Origin of the sequence: Acinetobacter sp. ABJ-A23_2, from assembly GCF_044538765.1 — a bacterium.
In the GTDB taxonomy this organism is placed as follows: domain Bacteria; phylum Pseudomonadota; class Gammaproteobacteria; order Pseudomonadales; family Moraxellaceae; genus Acinetobacter; species Acinetobacter nosocomialis_A.
Map to the genome: position 1 here is coordinate 1 of NZ_JBIUCP010000036.1, position 15,700 is coordinate 15,700.

A 15,700-nucleotide genomic window follows, 5' to 3' on the forward strand; every position below is an offset into this window, starting at 1 on the left:
AATATCGCGAATGCCTAATCCTAGAAAATCAATTCCCAATTCATTATCTAGGGTTTTAAAGATTTTTTTTAAGCACCCTGGCTCCATTAAATCATCTGCATCAAAAAACCAAATATATTTCCCTGATGCTTTTCTAATACCAAAATTCCTTGTATTACTTAACCCCCCATTTTTCTTATAAAAATAACTTATATTGATTTCTTTATTTAAATCAATATAAGTTAATATTAAATTTTCTGATAAATCAGTAGATCCATCATTAATTAATATAATTTCATATTTATTTCTATCAATTAATTGATTTTTTATTGAGTCTAAAGTTTTTAAAATAAACTTCTCTGCATTATAAACAGGAATAATTATTGAAATATCACAGTTCATTAAAAACCTCTTTACTCAAAAACCCAATTTAAATGCCAGTAATTTTTATCGCACAACATGATGAAAAACGAATAATTCTATGAAGAAAACCATTTTTTCAGACCTTTAAAACAGTAATATATAAAGCGCAATATATTTCTAGAAAAAATTTCCGTTGGATAATTTCTAACAATTCTGCAAGCTCCACTAATAGCAAGTACAGTGTTAACATTTAAATCATCTGTAACTTTATGCCCTTCAATATTTTTAACTGCACGTAAATAGTCTTTATTATCTTTAAATAAATTCAGTAGTTTAAAGCTTTCATCATACATAAATTGAAGATTTTTTGAAGAATTTGTAGGATGACTTCGGTAATAGCATAAGACTTCAGGTATATAAATTAGTTTTCTACCTTTTTCTGTTAATTTTAACCACATATACCAATCTTCAATTTTTATATTAGGATCATATCCACCTACATCTTTAACTTTACAAAGCCTTAATAATGCAGTAGGTGCCGGCAATTCAAATTGATGCATAATAATTTGGGTATTATTAAATTCCCTATATTCACCAACAACTTGAGTTAATATTTTATTGGAGTTATCAATTAAATAATAACCTCCAAACACCCCATCCACATTCTCATTAGTAATTTTACTAAAATGCTCTACTTGTTTTTCAATTCGGAAGTTACACATTATATCATCTGAAGCAAATGGCGCTAAGTATTCACCTTGACACCATTCTAATGCTTCATTTAATGTTGCACTTAAGCCTTTATTTGGTCTATATCTAAATTCAAAACGAAAGAATCGTTTTTCACATTTGTCCAACATTTGCTTAATTTTTAAAACTGAATCATCTTTTGAACCATCATCAATAATAATTAATTCTATATTTTGATAGGTCTGATCTAATACACTTTGAATACAGTCTTGTACGAAATTTTCATGGTTATAACAGGGTATAACAATCGAAACTAAAGGTGGATTTACTTTATTCATCGCTTAATTTTTTTCCTTTAAAACTCTAAAAACAAAAAAACCTACTATAAGCCAATACATTCCATAATTAACTAAATGAGCTATAGATACCCCTTCAAAACCAAACATATGAGTACATGCATAAGTTAATAAAATTGAAGTAATTGCAAACAAAATTTCAGTTGTCACAAATAATCTGGTCATCGCCTTACTCAACATTAAATAGGCAAGTATCCAACTACCGATTTTTAGAGAATCACCTATCATTTGCCATAAAAACAAATCTCGCATAGGCATAAAGGTTTTAGTAAATAATAATGTAATAATCCAATCTCTAAGAAAATAGACGAAAAACCCGCCTATAGCAGCTAACGGAAATATAAATTTATATCCGAGGTAAACTTCTGCTTTTATCTCCCTAATTTCTGAAAGTTCAGAGAGTCTAGGCAAGTAATAAACTCCTAATGTTGTCGTTACCAACATTAAATATGCTGCACTTAGGCGAATCATTGCTTCCCAATATCCTGCATAAGTTACACCATATTCATGTGTTAAATAACTTCGAATAACCATTTGGGAAAGAGGAACACAAACAGCACTAACCAGCGCCATAAAGACAAAGGCTACAAATTTTTTAGCAATAACTTTATCTATTTTTCCAAATAAATAACTTAGCTTAAACCAGTCAGCTTTATAACATAAGAATAAAGTCACTAAAAAAGCTAATGATTGATAAATTGAAAGAGCAACCAAAGCACCATATAAACTATATTTTATTGCTAAGAGACTCGTTACAGCTAAAGAAAAGATACTACCTATAATATTTGCAATAACTAATCTTAAAACTTCTTTTTTCCCATTTAAAATCGCTAAAAAAAGTGCATTAAAAGTAAAAAATGTCAGAAATACAGCAAACCAAACAAAAACCGTTTGATAAAGATCTGTATGAAAAATATAAATTGAAAGTTGTTTTTGAAAAATTAGAATAATTAAGGAAAAAATTAAGCTAAAAAGCAAGACAATACTTCCCGCTGTTTTCCATATATTTCGTTGTTTGGTTTCATCTTCATAATACTCAGCCGTATATTTAATAACTGCAGTATTAATTGCACTACCGGCGAAGGTTGTTACCATTTGTATAAAATTTTGGAACTGCCCAATAGCTGCATAACCAGCTGGGCCAACATAAATAGCTAAAATCTTATTTAAAATAAACATCGTGGCCGTTTTAATTAAAACAGCCACGCCATTTAGTACACTTGTTTTTAGTAAATTCATTTTAGACTTTAAAATTATTACAAATCTGAATTACTTTCTCAGCCTCTTCCACGCTTAGTGTAGGGCCAATAGGTAAACTCATCACTTCTGCATGAATTTTTTCAGATACAGGATAACTTAAATCATTCCATTCTTTATAAGCCTGTTGCTTGTGAGGTGGGATAGGATAATGAATTAAAGTTTGTACCCCTTGTTCAGCCAAGTATTTTTGTAAAGCCTCGCGATGCTCAGTACGAATCACAAATAAATGCCAAACGTGTTGCTGATACTCTTCAGCATTTTTCTGAGCTAAGGGTAATTGGATTAAAGGATTAACTATATGCTGCAAATATAATTGCGCAATTTTACGACGATGGGCTATTTCTTGATCTAAATATTTTAATTTAATATCTAGCATGGCAGCTTGAATTTCATCAAGACGACTATTTACACCAGGTACTAAATTTTTATATTTTTCATGAGAACCATAATTACGAAGAGCACGTAACATTTGTGCAAGTTCTTCATTATTAGTGGTTACAGCACCAGCATCCCCTAATGCACCTAAATTTTTACCAGGATAAAAACTAAAACCAGAAGCATCTCCCCAGTTTCCAGCTTTTATTCCATTAATTTCAGCACTATGTGATTGAGCTGAATCTTCTAAAACAAGTAGATTATATTTATTAGCAATTGCCATGATTGCAGGCATTTCTGCTAATTGCCCATATAAATGAACAGGTAAGATTACTTTCGTTTTTGGAGTAATTGCAGCCTCAATCTTGCTTGGATCGATATTATAAGTATTAATATCCGGTTCAACTAAAACTGGAGTTAGGTTATTTGCAGTGATTGCTAAAATACTTGCAATGTATGTATTTGATGGGACGATTACTTCATCACCATCATTTAGTTTCCCCAACTCTTTCCATGCTCGAAGCGTAAGAATCAAGGCATCTAAACCATTTGCAACTCCAATTGCAAATTTTACTCCACAATATTCCGCAAAGTTTTGTTCAAATTGAGCTAGCTCATTTCCACCTATGTACCAACCAGAGTCTATGACACGAGTACAAGCCTCAATGAGTTCTGCACGATATTGACTATTTATACTTTTTAAATCTAAGAAAGGAATCATTATTTCACATAGCCTTTAATAATTGCAGGATTTCCTACTACAATTGCATTTTCCGGAACATCTTTAGTTACTACTGCACCTGCACCAACTAATGCATTTCGACCAATTCTTATGCCTGGTAAAATGGTAGCATTACCGCCAATACTTGCACCTTGTTCAACTATAGTTTTTAGAAACTCATCGGGGTATTGCTTTGAACGGGGAGTCTTATCATTTGTAAAAGTAACGCTAGGACCAACAAAAACGTTATCTTCTAATGTAATCCCATCCCATACATACACACCTGATTTAATTGTGACGTTATTACCAATTTGCACATCATTTTCAATCATAGTGTGCGCACAAATATTACAATTTTCCCCAATAACCGCTTGTGGGAAAATCACACTATATTGCCAAACTTTTGTTTTTTGACCAATATTTTTAGATTTAACATCGGATAATGGATGAATATAAGGCTGATTTACTACATGCAGAAACTCATCGTAATTTCGAATATAATCTTGCTCTGTAAAGTGTTCACTTGCTAAAACTAGTAATACACAATCTTCTGAAAAATCATGCATTTCACGCCAGATCAATCCTTCAATAACCAAACCTTGGGTCGGGTTATCTAAAACAACTTCTTCTTTAGTAGAACCATTATCCAGAATAAATCTACAGCTACCTTTCAAACATATTGCAACTTGTTTTAAATCAATATGAGCATGAAAGCCACGCGGTTTTTGTGACGTATTAAAGATGTAATACAAACGTTTCACATCAAAAGGAATTGACTGATTAGACTCAATCGCAACTAAACCACCTCGTTCATCACCAAAACTCGGCAAGTCAATTAATTTTACAAGGCTCATGTTATTCGGTTACCAAAGAAATCAAATATTGACCATAATCATTCTTACTCATGCTTTGGCCGATTTCTAATACTTGAGCTTTCGTCAACCAACCATTATGAAGTGCAATTTCTTCAAGACAAGCCACTTTATAACCTTGACGTTTTTCAATAGTTTCAACAAACTGTGCTGCTTCAAGTAAGCTTGCATGTGTTCCTGTATCTAACCAGGCAAAACCACGTCCAAGTAACTCAACATTGAGATCACCACGGTCTAGATACATCTGGTTCACTGTCGTAATTTCAAGTTCACCACGATCTGATGGTTTTACTTGTTTTGCAATTTTCACTACATCATTATCGTAAAAATAAAGACCCGTAACCGCAAAATTCGATTTTGGATGTTTTGGTTTTTCTTCTAATGAAACTGCTCGTTTTTCCTCATCAAACTCAACAACACCAAAACGTTCAGGATCTTTGACTTGATAACCAAATACGGTTGCACCCTTTTGACGGGCCACAGCTTGGCGTAGCATTGGCGTAAAACCTTGACCATAGAAAATGTTGTCGCCAAGTACTAAACAAACATTACTTTTGCCAATAAACTCTTCGCCAATAATAAATGCTTGAGCTAAACCATCCGGACTTGGTTGAACGGCATAACTTAATTCAACACCGAATTGTGAACCATCACCCAATAATCGCTTAAAGCCATCTATATCGTCTGGCGTACTGATAATAAGAACTTCACGAATACCAGCCAACATCAAAACAGACAATGGATAGTAAACCATTGGCTTATCGTAAATTGGTAACAGTTGTTTTGAAACGCCTTTTGTGATCGGATACAAACGTGTCCCAGAACCACCTGCTAAAATTATACCTTTTGTACTCATTATGCACTTACACCTAATCTTTCTCTTTGGTAACTGCCATCTTGTACCCGGCGGCACCACTCTAAATTATTTAAATACCACTCAACAGTCTTTCTAATACCTGTTTCAAATGTTTCCTCAGGCTTCCAGCCTAAATCTTTTGCAATTTTTGAGGCATCAATTGCATAACGTAAATCATGTCCTGGACGATCTTTTACGAAAGTGATTAATGTCTCATAAGGTTGATGATTATTTTGTGGTTTTAATTCATCTAAAATTTTACAAATTGTTTTCACAACTTCTATATTTTGTTTTTCATTATGACCACCGATATTATAGGTTTCTCCAACTTTACCTTCAGTCACAACTTTATATAAAGCTTTGGCATGATCTTCGACATACAACCAATCACGGATCTGATCACCTTTACCATAAATCGGTAAAGCCTTACCATCCAGCGCATTTAAGATCACTAGTGGAATGAGCTTTTCTGGAAAGTGGTATGGACCGTAATTGTTTGAACAATTCGTTACTACCGTTGGTAAACCATATGTTCTATGCCAAGAACGAACTAAATGATCAGAACTTGCTTTACTTGCTGAATACGGCGAACTTGGCGCATAAGATGTCGTTTCAGTGAATAGATCTGTTGTACCTTCTAAATCACCATAAACCTCATCTGTTGAAATATGATGAAATTTAAAAGAGGCTTTCTTTTCTTCATTTAATTGTAGCCAGTACTTACGTGCAACCTCTAATAATGTATAAGTGCCCACAATATTTGTTGTAATAAACTCAGCTGGACCATCAATAGAGCGATCAACATGTGACTCGGCTGCTAGATGCATCACAGCATCCGGTTGGAAAATTTTAAAAATTTCTGTTAAACGCTCACTATCACAAATATCAACTTGTGCAAATTGATATCGTGGATCCATATCAATTTCAGACAATGATTCTAAATTGCCTGCATATGTTAATTTATCTATATTTAATACTTCATCTTGAGTATTTTTTATAATATTTCTAATGACGGCAGAACCAATAAAACCTGCACCACCAGTGACTAAAATTTTCATAAAATTCCTATGCTAATAACTAGTAATTTTTACAGTCGAATATCACTTTGTTCTTTATCTAAAACATATTTTAAGTCATATAAAACATGTTTCTCTTTGCCTAATGCAATGAGCTCCTGACTCGACATTGCTTTAAACTGATCATGGGCAACAGCAATAACTATTGCATCATAATGATCTTGCTTTAATTCCGTAACCGGAGCTAAGCCATACTCACCCTCAACTTCGGCACTATCCACCCAAGGATCGTAAATATCAAGATCTAAATCGTATTCCTTTAGTGCTTTCACCATATCTACAATTTTGGTGTTCCGGATATCAGGGCAGTTTTCTTTAAAGCTCAAACCTAAAATTAATATACGAGCACCTACCACTTGTATGCGCTGCTTTACCATTTCTTTGATCAATTGGGTTGCAACATATTCACCCATACGATCATTTAAACGACGAGCTGCCAAAATAATTTCTGGATGTAAACCAATTGACTGTGCTTTATGCGTTAAATAATACGGGTCAACACCAATACAATGACCACCAACTAAACCAGGTCTAAAGTTTAAAAAATTCCATTTTGTACCTGCTGCCTTGAGTACATCTTCTGTATCGATACCCATTTTATTAAAAATCAGAGCTAACTCATTGATTAAAGCGATATTCACATCTCTTTGTGTATTTTCAATGACTTTAGCAGCCTCAGCGACTTTGATACTCGGGGCCTTATGTGTACCCGCCTCAATAATTAAATTATATACTTGATCAACATAGTCAGTGACCTCTGGAGTCGAACCTGAGGTAATTTTTAAAATATTAGTGACACGTCGTTGTTTATCACCAGGATTAATACGTTCTGGACTATAACCAACAAAGAAATCTTTATTAAAATTTAAACCCGAATGTTTTTCTAATTCAGGTATACAAACCTCTTCTGTCGCACCAGGATAAACCGTTGACTCATAAACAACGATATCGCCTTTTTTTAGAACTTTAGCAATGCTTTGGGATGCTTTTATAAGCGGGGTCAGGTCTGGCTGTTTAAAGTCATCGATTGGTGTAGGTACAGTAACTATAAAGAAATTTGAATTTTTTAAATCATTGATATCTGCAGTGTATGAGAGATGTTCTACTTGTTTCAGCTCGTCTGAAGCAACTTCTAAGGTATGGTCATGGCCACTTTGTAACTCTCGTATCCGTTGCGGGTTTATATCAAAGCCTATTGTAGGTTTATGTTTACCAAATTCAACAGCTAAAGGCAGCCCAACATACCCTAAGCCGATAATTGATATTTTTAATTGTTCAAGTTGAAACATATATAAAACCTAACCATTTAGATCTAAATGGACAAACATCATGGATACGACCTACTACGTTAATATAGCAGACTTTAAACAAAATTTTCTCGAAATATACAATCACTGCTCGGCAAATAAAGTATGATTTGGGTTAATTATAGACTACAATCCAATATCTTCATGCAAAGTATCATTGGATTACAAACAATAAAGGGTTTGAATGTGAAGCATCAAAGCACATTATTATTTTTAGCCATTTCACTTTCGTTTACAGGATGTGCAGTCACCTCAGGCTTACAAACTTATGACTTACCCGAACAGGGAACTTTTAAAACAGCTCAAGGCGCAGAAGTTTCGGTAGTTCAACTCACCCAAAACAATATTCCAAAAATCAGTTCTGAATATTTGCGACCGCAAGGAAATATAAGCGCTTTATTTCATACCCCTTTTTATCAATATCGCTTAAGTCCTGGAGATGTCTTATCTATTCAACTTTGGGCTTATCCTGAAATTACTCCCCCTGTTCAAGGTTCTTCTAGTGATATTAAAGCATTTGGATACCCAATTGACTCCACAGGAAATGTTCAATTACCGCTCGTAGGTCAAGTTCATATTGCCGGAAAAACACTTGCTGAGACCAATAAATATTTACGCAATCAATTTGCTAAATATTTAAAAACACCGGACGTGGTAGTTAGAGTGCTATCTTACCAAGCAAAACGTTATTTTGTTAACGGTCAGGTCATGAAGAGTGGTCAATATACTTTAGATGATCAACCTATCAGTATTTATACAGCCTTAAGTATGGCAGGCGGTGTAAATCAAGAGTCTGGTGACAATACCGATATTCAGCTTATTCGTAATGGCGAAGTTTATAACTTAAATGTAGTCGCACTTGAGAAGCAAGGCTATTCACTTCACAAATTATTGGTTCAACCCAATGATACGATCTATGTAAATACCAAACAAAACCAAAAACTTTACGTTATGGGTGAGTCTAATAAAAGCTCAGCAATTCCATTACGAGATCAAGGTATGACTTTGAGTGATGTATTGGGTGAGAGTGAAGGAGTTAACCCATACTCTGCAAGTGCAGCCCGTATTTACGTAATGCGTACTAATTTACAAACAAAAAAATCAACAATCTATCAGCTCAATTTAAGTAGTATTGGCAACCTTGCATTATCAAACCAATTCCAAATGCAAAAAAATGATATTGTGTATATTGATGCAACTGGTTTAACACGCTGGCAACGTATTATGAACCAGATTGTACCATTCTCAAGTGCACTTTATACCTTTGATCAATTGGGTAAAAACTAGAATGCAGTTACAAAATATCTTAGTGGTCTGTATAGGTAATATTTGCCGCAGTCCCATGGCAGAGTACTTTTTAAAGGCTCAACATCCTACATTAAATATCTCATCTGCTGGTATTTCGGCTCTAGTAGGGCATACTGCAGATGACAAAGCTATTCATTGTATGGATCAGCTGAGTATTGATATACGTCCCCATATTGCTCGTCAGCTCAGTGCTGAGTTAATCAAACAAAATGATTTAATTTTGGTAATGAGCAATAATCAACAAAAGCATATTGAACAAACTTGGCCATTTGCTAAGGGAAAAATTTTTAGACTTGGCCATTGGCAAGGGCAAAATGTACCTGATCCTTATCAGCATGACCAAGCTTTTTTTGATCAGACTTGCCACAATATTCAAAGCTATGTGCAAGATTGGCGCACTCAATTATAATTGTATATTAGTTGTAAACTTATGAACCAAAACTCTAAAACCAGCGAAGATAGCATCGATTTAAAAGAGTTATTCTTTTCTTTGATTGCGCAGTGGAAAATCATAGCATGCTGTGTGATTTTAAGTTTAATTTGTGCCTTATTATATTTACGCATAACACCAGATATTTATGCGGTAGACGCAATGGTGCAAGTGGAAGATAGTAAAGGTGCTGCATCAGCAGCTTTACTTGGAGATTTATCGAAAGTAACAGGTGGATTAGGACAGAAATCTCCTACAGATGCAGAAATCGAAATTTTGAAATCTCGCATGGTTTTAGGACAAGTAATTCACAATCTCAATCTTGATATTAATATCAAAGATAATTTATCTGGATTGGCGAATAAGCTAATTACTGAAAACAAAAGTAAGATTGTATATCGCCATGATTCTGTAGTGTATTCTAATAAAAATAATAGATTAACTATTAAACAGTTCAATATACCTGAATACTATTTGGATAGACCTTTAAAATTAGAGTTTAAAGATGCAAATCGATTTAATCTAATTCATAAAGATCAAGTTGTGTTTAGCGGCGCATTGAATCAAAAAAATGTATTAAGTACGAATAAAGGCTTATGGCAAATTCAAATCAATGCTCAAGGTGAGTTCAAAGAGCAAAGTTATACTGTAACTAAACTAGCCCTTTTAACAGCTGTAAATCAATTCAACTCCATTTACAACGTTGCTGAAAAAGGTAAGCTGACTGGAGTTATTGGTCTAAGCTATTTAGGTCAAGATCCTGAACATATCACCCAAGTACTTAACAATATTTTAAACGTTTATCATCAACAAAATATTGCGAGAAAGTCTCTAGAGTCTAAACAAACTTTAACTTTCCTTGAAAAGCAATTACCAGAACTTCGAAAACAGTTAGAAGATTCTGAAATTAAATTTAATCAATTCCGTGAAAAATATAAAACGGTAGACGTAAATGCCGAGTCTGAACTATTACTCAAACAAAATATTGATTTAGAAAAACTCAAGATCGAGTTACAACAGAAACAGGCTGAGCTTTCTGCTAAATATACCAATGATCATCCATTAATTATGCAAATTGATGCTCAAATTGCAGAGATTAATAAAAAAATTACTGATCTTAACAATCGTTTAACACAACTACCTGAGACACAACGTTTATATTTACAACTATATCGTGATGTAAAGGTCAATACTGAACTGTATACATCATTACTCAACTCATATCAGCAACTCAAAATCGCTAATGCGGGTGAGATTGGCAATGTTCGCATTATTGATACTGCTGTAGAACCTGTTAAACCGATTAAACCTAAGAAATTGATTGTTCTAATACTTTCTATTTTTGTTGGTGGTTTTATCGGTGTATTAATTGCATTATTACGTAATATGATGCGTAGTGGCGTCAAAGATTCTGCTCAAATTGAAAATGAACTTGACCTCCCAGTTTACGCAACTGTACCTCGTTCTCCTATTCAAGAAACTCGTATGAGTATTTTGAAGAAGAAAAAGAGTATTCCTATTTTGGCTGTTAAAAGTAGCGATGATATTGCAATCGAAAGTTTACGTAGTATTCGTACAGCAATCCATTTCGCATTAACTACAGCAAAAAATAATATTATTATGATTGCTGGACCATCTCCAGAGGTCGGTAAATCGTTTATTTCAACTAACTTGGCCACTATTTTTGCACAAGGGAATAAACGCGTATTATTGATTGATGCTGATATGCGCCGTGGTTATATGCATAAATACTTCGATGTCGATGTAAAACCAGGTCTTTCTGAATTACTAAGTGGACAGGCCGATTTGTCACAAGTATTACATAAAACACAAGTTGCAAATCTTGATGTGATTACTCGTGGCAAGAGCCCAACCAATCCTTCAGAGATGTTGAGCTCTACACAATTTAAAGAATTACTCGAGCAGCTCCAGGCTCAATATGACCATATCATTATTGATACTCCACCAGTGCTTGCAGTAACTGATGGTATTATTATTTCTCAATATACTGGCGTAAACTTAATTGTTGCCCGTTATATCAAGTCTCATATGAAAGAGCTTGAATTAACAGTTAACCGCTTTGAACAAGCTGGTGTTAAAGTGAATGGCTTTATCCTTAACGATATTCAACGCTCTAGTGGCGGTGGTTATGGCTATAACTATGCCTATGCATATAAAGCACAAAAAGAAGATTAATTAAGAGTTTTCTTAAAAAGCCGGATCAAATGATCCGGTTTTTTTATTTGATTTTTTAAGTTTCGCCAAATTAAAACTAACTAAAATATATAAAAAAACCACTCGTTTTTTTTGTTAAACATTCTATGCTTAAGTCGAAGCATGCTAAGATCAAAGCAGCCTTTTAGACTCAAATGATTATTTTTGGAACCTTTTATGAGTAAAGCCTTACCCATTGCTGTCGCTGTAGTTTTAGGCGGTGCTGCACTTGTACCTGTATATTATGCAACTCAACATCCGACCACAGAAGTCGGACGTAAAGCAGACAAAAATGCTTCTCCAATTCAAAAAATCAGTTATGTTCTTGGTTATGAAGTTGCGCAACAAACTCCTCCAGAATTGGATACTAAGGCCTTTGTTCAAGGGATCCATGATGCTCGTAGCAAGCAGCCAAGTGCTTATACTCAAGAAGATTTAAAAGCAGCTGTTGCAGCTTATGAAAAAGAGTTACAACAAAAAATGCAGCACCCAGACAAATCAGAGCAAGCAGGTACAATTTCTGAATCTGCAGATGCACAATTCCTTACTGAAAACAAAACTAAAGCTGGGGTAAAAACTACTGCATCAGGCTTGCAATATATCATTACTAAAGAAGGTACTGGTAAGCAGCCAACAGCTCAGTCAGTTGTTAAAGTACATTATGAAGGACGTTTAATTAACGGTCAGGTTTTTGATAGTTCTTATAAACGTGGTCAGCCAGTTGAGTTCCCTCTTAATCAGGTCATTCCAGGTTGGACTGAAGGTCTTCAACTCATGAAAGAAGGCGGAAAAGCGACTTTCTTTATCCCATCAAACCTTGCATACGGTCCACAAGAACTTCCAGGGATCCCTGCAAACAGTACACTGATTTTTGATGTAGAACTTATTTCAGTGAAATAATAACAATTCAGGAGAGCCGTTATACTCTCCTGTTTTTTTTTGGAAAATGGCATGAAAAAAATTAGTTTGTTTATTGCAGCATCCACAATGAGTTTATCTGTTCTTGCTGCCACACCGATAACAAATAAAAGTCCAGCAAAGGATCAGTTTAGCTATAGTTATGGCTATTTAATGGGTCGTAATAATACTGATGCATTAACAGATTTAAATCTTGATATCTTTTACCAAGGTCTTCAAGAAGGTGCACAGAAAAAAAATGCCCGCTTAACAGACGAAGAAATGGCGAAAGCAATTAATGAGTATAAGAAAACTTTAGAAGCTAAACAGCTCATCGAGTTTCAAAAATTAGGTCAACAAAATGCTCAGGCTGGCGCTGCTTTCCTTGCAGAAAATGCTAAAAAATCTGGTGTAATTACGACCAAATCTGGGTTGCAATATCAGATATTAAAAGAAGGTTCTGGTAAAACACCTAAAGCCACCTCTCGTGTAAAAGTTAACTATGAAGGTCGTTTACTTGATGGGACTGTTTTTGATAGCTCAATTGCACGTAATCATCCTGTAGATTTCCAATTAAACCAAGTTATTGCAGGCTGGACAGAAGGCTTACAGACAATGAAAGAAGGCGGTAAAACCCGTTTCTTCATTCCTGCTAAACTTGCTTATGGCGAAGTAGGTGCTGGTGATAGCATCGGTCCAAATAGCACGTTAATTTTTGATGTTGAATTACTACAAGTTTTGCCAAAATAAATTTTTTTAGTTAGAAAAAAAGCGATCATAAATGATCGCTTTTTTATTTTAATGTTTTAAATCTCTCGGTCTAAAACCAGTAATCAGTAAGCCAATTAAGTAAGCGATTACGCCTACTACGCATAGACCTGCGACCTCAGCAATGCGGATCCATTGAGAAAGTTCACCGTTATACCAACTTAACCCAAACCAAAGCGCTGCAATCATGGCAAGGTTTGCTAAACCATATTGAAGGACTAGTTTTTTCCAATGCGCGCCAAATCGGAAAATATTACGCTTATGTAGATAGAAGTAGAGCAAGCCAGCATTTACCAAAGCTGAACCAGAAGATGCCAGTGCAAGCGCCATATGCTCAGCCTGCCAATTGATCAGTTTAAAGAATCCAATGAATACAACGTTTAAAATTGCATTTGCAGCAACTGACATTAAACCCACACGGACCGGTGTTTTGGTATCTTGCTGTGCATAGAAACCAGGCGCGAATACCTTAATGAGCATAAATGAAATTACACCAGCACTCATACATTGCAATGCAAGTGCTGTCATTTGCGTATCACGTAGATCAAACTCACCACGTTGGAATAAAGCCTGAATAATCGGTGTGGAAAGCATAAACAAAGCAATACTTGCTGGTAAACCAACCAACACAATAACTTTTGCTGCCCAGTCAATCATGCCACGGAACTTTTCCTGATCTTGCTCAGCATGGCGGGCTGAAAGCGAAGGTAAAATCACTGTACCAATCGCAACCCCGATTAAACCTAACGGTAGCTCAGTCATACGCTCAGCACTGTAGAGCCAAGACACTGAACCATCCTGCATGAAAGATGCCCAAATCGTATTTAATAATAGGTTAATCTGAGTTACAGATACGCCAAATAATGCAGGAAGCATTAATTTTAAAATACGTTCTACACCCTCGTGTTTAAAATCAACTTTAGGTGGAATTAAGAGGTTTTTACGCCATAACTCAGGAATTTGTACAGCTAACTGTAAAATACCCGCTACTACAACTGACCATCCTAATGCTTTAATTGGCTCAGCCATATATGGCGTAAGCCACCATGCACCTGCAATCATTGCTACATTGAGCAATACAGGTGAAAAAGCTGGGGAAGCAAAAGAACCGTAACTGTTTAAGATACTGCTGGCAAAAGCAGTCAGTGACATAAACATTAAATATGGAATAGTCAGACGGAACATGCTGACCGCTAAATCGAACTTTTCAGGGTCATTATGAAAACCCGGCGCATACATATAGATGATTGCAGGTGCTAAGACCATAGCCACGAAAGTGAGTAAGGTCATGACTGTGAGTAAGCAACCAAATACCCGACTAATCAGGATTTGAACTTCAGCATGTGCTCGGCCTGTTTTATATTCGGTTAGTACCGGAATAAAAGCCTGTGAAAAAGCCCCTTCGGCAAACAACCTTCGAAAGAAGTTGGGAATACGAAAAGCAACGACAAAGGTATCGAAATCTTTACCCGCACCAAACACGTTGAGCAATACGACATCTCGTACTAAGCCCAATACCCGTGACAACATCGTCATCGCACTGACAATAAAAGTCGATCGCCACAATGCCATCGTACTCACCTACAGCTATATTCGAAAGTCGCTATTGTAATGAAACTAGAAAATCTTTTCGTTGTGAAATGATGAATGAACTCAAGTTTTTTTCTGTGCTAACAGTTGTCTAAAGTGTTGCCATTTAAAATAAGGCCCCGGATCGGTTTTTCGACCCGGTGCAATGTCTGAATGCCCTGCAATATGGTTTTTAATTTCAGGATAAGCCTGACGAATAGCAGTAACTACATCGGTTAGTACGCTGTACTGTACTTCGTCAAAAGGTAAATCATCACTTCCTTCAAGTTCTATCCCAATTGAATAATCATTGCATTCAACTTTAGCTAAATAACTCGAACGTCCTGCATGCCATGCACGATCATTAAAATTAACAAACTGTAGGACTTCACCTGTTCTTAAAATTAACAGATGGGTAGAAACTTGCATCCCCTCAATAGTCTGAAAATAAGGATGAACTGACCAATCTAACTTATTTTGGAAAAACTGCTCAATGTATCCCCCTCCAAATTGAGATGGCGGCAAGCTAATATTATGAACCACAATCATTTGAATTTCAGTCCCAGTCGGACGCTGGTTAAAATTTGGAGAAGGAACTTGTCTCGCCCCTTTTAATTGTCCATCTATAACTTCATACGGTGTGATTTGCTTCATTGAAA

15 protein-coding genes are annotated in these 15,700 nt (G+C 35.2%); 5 read left to right on the plus strand and 10 right to left on the minus strand.

The window, feature by feature from the left end; translation table 11 throughout:
• From ACH63V_RS12750 to tviB, 8 genes are all read right to left on the minus strand, one after another.
• A partial coding sequence (locus ACH63V_RS12750) for a glycosyltransferase family 2 protein (protein ID WP_396463704.1) occupies positions 1–381 on the minus strand: 381 nt, incomplete at its 3' end.
• Between the two features lie 77 nt (positions 382–458).
• The gene (locus ACH63V_RS12755) at positions 459–1,370 is read right to left on the minus strand and encodes a glycosyltransferase family 2 protein (protein ID WP_396463705.1); all 912 of its coding nucleotides are present in this window, start codon (positions 1,368–1,370) and stop codon (positions 459–461) included.
• Between the two features lie 3 nt (positions 1,371–1,373).
• The gene (locus tag ACH63V_RS12760; protein ID WP_396463706.1) at positions 1,374–2,627 is read right to left on the minus strand and encodes an O-antigen translocase; all 1,254 of its coding nucleotides are present in this window, start codon (positions 2,625–2,627) and stop codon (positions 1,374–1,376) included.
• 1 nt (position 2,628) lies between these two features.
• A complete protein-coding gene (locus tag ACH63V_RS12765) occupies positions 2,629–3,744 on the minus strand; it encodes a DegT/DnrJ/EryC1/StrS family aminotransferase (RefSeq protein ID WP_396463707.1) in 1,116 nt (371 codons plus the stop codon).
• Entirely contained in the window at positions 3,744–4,598 is an 855-nt protein-coding gene (locus ACH63V_RS12770; protein ID WP_396463708.1) for a WxcM-like domain-containing protein, read from the minus strand. The genes ACH63V_RS12765 and ACH63V_RS12770 overlap by 1 nt, the downstream gene beginning before the upstream one ends.
• Position 4,599: 1 nt before the next feature.
• Positions 4,600–5,472 carry a glucose-1-phosphate thymidylyltransferase RfbA gene (rfbA, locus tag ACH63V_RS12775; RefSeq protein WP_396463709.1) on the minus strand — a complete coding sequence of 291 codons (873 nt, stop codon included), beginning with the start codon at positions 5,470–5,472 and terminating at the stop codon, positions 4,600–4,602.
• Positions 5,472–6,530 carry a dTDP-glucose 4,6-dehydratase gene (gene rfbB / locus ACH63V_RS12780; protein WP_396463710.1) on the minus strand — a complete coding sequence of 353 codons (1,059 nt, stop codon included), beginning with the start codon at positions 6,528–6,530 and terminating at the stop codon, positions 5,472–5,474. Before rfbB ends, rfbA begins: the two co-directional genes overlap by 1 nt.
• 29 nt (positions 6,531–6,559) lie before the next feature.
• Positions 6,560–7,837, minus strand: coding sequence for a Vi polysaccharide biosynthesis UDP-N-acetylglucosamine C-6 dehydrogenase TviB (tviB, locus tag ACH63V_RS12785; RefSeq protein ID WP_396463711.1), 1,278 nt, complete (start codon positions 7,835–7,837; stop codon positions 6,560–6,562).
• A gap of 162 nt (positions 7,838–7,999) precedes the next feature.
• Here tviB and ACH63V_RS12790 point away from each other — a divergent pair, with 162 nt between their 5' ends.
• The 5 genes from ACH63V_RS12790 to ACH63V_RS12810 all read left to right on the plus strand — a co-directional run bounded on the left by ACH63V_RS12790 (position 8,000) and on the right by ACH63V_RS12810 (position 13,454).
• Complete coding sequence (locus tag ACH63V_RS12790) at positions 8,000–9,142, plus strand: polysaccharide biosynthesis/export family protein (RefSeq protein WP_396463712.1); 1,143 nt, start codon at positions 8,000–8,002, stop codon at positions 9,140–9,142.
• Between the two features lies 1 nt (position 9,143).
• Entirely contained in the window at positions 9,144–9,572 is a 429-nt protein-coding gene (locus ACH63V_RS12795) for a low molecular weight protein-tyrosine-phosphatase (RefSeq protein ID WP_396463713.1), read from the plus strand.
• A gap of 21 nt (positions 9,573–9,593) precedes the next feature.
• Positions 9,594–11,789, plus strand: coding sequence for a polysaccharide biosynthesis tyrosine autokinase (locus ACH63V_RS12800; protein ID WP_396463714.1), 2,196 nt, complete (start codon positions 9,594–9,596; stop codon positions 11,787–11,789).
• A gap of 195 nt (positions 11,790–11,984) precedes the next feature.
• Positions 11,985–12,707 (plus strand): FKBP-type peptidyl-prolyl cis-trans isomerase, encoded by a 723-nt coding sequence (locus ACH63V_RS12805; protein WP_396463715.1) that lies wholly within the window; start codon positions 11,985–11,987, stop codon positions 12,705–12,707.
• Positions 12,708–12,758: 51 nt separating this feature from the next.
• Positions 12,759–13,454 (plus strand): FKBP-type peptidyl-prolyl cis-trans isomerase, encoded by a 696-nt coding sequence (locus ACH63V_RS12810; protein WP_396463716.1) that lies wholly within the window; start codon positions 12,759–12,761, stop codon positions 13,452–13,454.
• 48 nt (positions 13,455–13,502) lie between these two features.
• Here ACH63V_RS12810 and murJ read toward each other — a convergent pair whose 3' ends face one another.
• Both murJ and ampD read right to left on the minus strand, forming a co-directional pair.
• Positions 13,503–15,053, minus strand: coding sequence for a murein biosynthesis integral membrane protein MurJ (murJ, locus tag ACH63V_RS12815; protein WP_396463717.1), 1,551 nt, complete (start codon positions 15,051–15,053; stop codon positions 13,503–13,505).
• 72 nt (positions 15,054–15,125) lie between these two features.
• Positions 15,126–15,695 carry a 1,6-anhydro-N-acetylmuramyl-L-alanine amidase AmpD gene (ampD, locus tag ACH63V_RS12820; protein WP_216984338.1) on the minus strand — a complete coding sequence of 190 codons (570 nt, stop codon included), beginning with the start codon at positions 15,693–15,695 and terminating at the stop codon, positions 15,126–15,128.
• Between the last annotated feature and the right edge of the window lie 5 nt (positions 15,696–15,700).

Coding starts and splice junctions, on each gene's coding strand:
- tviB (WP_396463711.1), bottom strand. CDS start 7,837: ATGTTTCAACTTGAACAATTAAAAATATCAATTATCGGCTTAGGGTAT.
- rfbA (WP_396463709.1), bottom strand. CDS start 5,472: ATGAGTACAAAAGGTATAATTTTAGCAGGTGGTTCTGGGACACGTTTG.
- ACH63V_RS12800 (WP_396463714.1), top strand. CDS start 9,594: ATGAACCAAAACTCTAAAACCAGCGAAGATAGCATCGATTTAAAAGAG.
- ACH63V_RS12810 (WP_396463716.1), top strand. CDS start 12,759: ATGAAAAAAATTAGTTTGTTTATTGCAGCATCCACAATGAGTTTATCT.
- ACH63V_RS12790 (WP_396463712.1), top strand. CDS start 8,000: ATGCAAAGTATCATTGGATTACAAACAATAAAGGGTTTGAATGTGAAG.
- ampD (WP_216984338.1), bottom strand. CDS start 15,695: ATGAAGCAAATCACACCGTATGAAGTTATAGATGGACAATTAAAAGGG.
- ACH63V_RS12765 (WP_396463707.1), bottom strand. CDS start 3,744: ATGATTCCTTTCTTAGATTTAAAAAGTATAAATAGTCAATATCGTGCA.
- ACH63V_RS12755 (WP_396463705.1), bottom strand. CDS start 1,370: ATGAATAAAGTAAATCCACCTTTAGTTTCGATTGTTATACCCTGTTAT.
- rfbB (WP_396463710.1), bottom strand. CDS start 6,530: ATGAAAATTTTAGTCACTGGTGGTGCAGGTTTTATTGGTTCTGCCGTC.
- ACH63V_RS12805 (WP_396463715.1), top strand. CDS start 11,985: ATGAGTAAAGCCTTACCCATTGCTGTCGCTGTAGTTTTAGGCGGTGCT.
- ACH63V_RS12795 (WP_396463713.1), top strand. CDS start 9,144: ATGCAGTTACAAAATATCTTAGTGGTCTGTATAGGTAATATTTGCCGC.
- ACH63V_RS12760 (WP_396463706.1), bottom strand. CDS start 2,627: ATGAATTTACTAAAAACAAGTGTACTAAATGGCGTGGCTGTTTTAATT.
- ACH63V_RS12770 (WP_396463708.1), bottom strand. CDS start 4,598: ATGAGCCTTGTAAAATTAATTGACTTGCCGAGTTTTGGTGATGAACGA.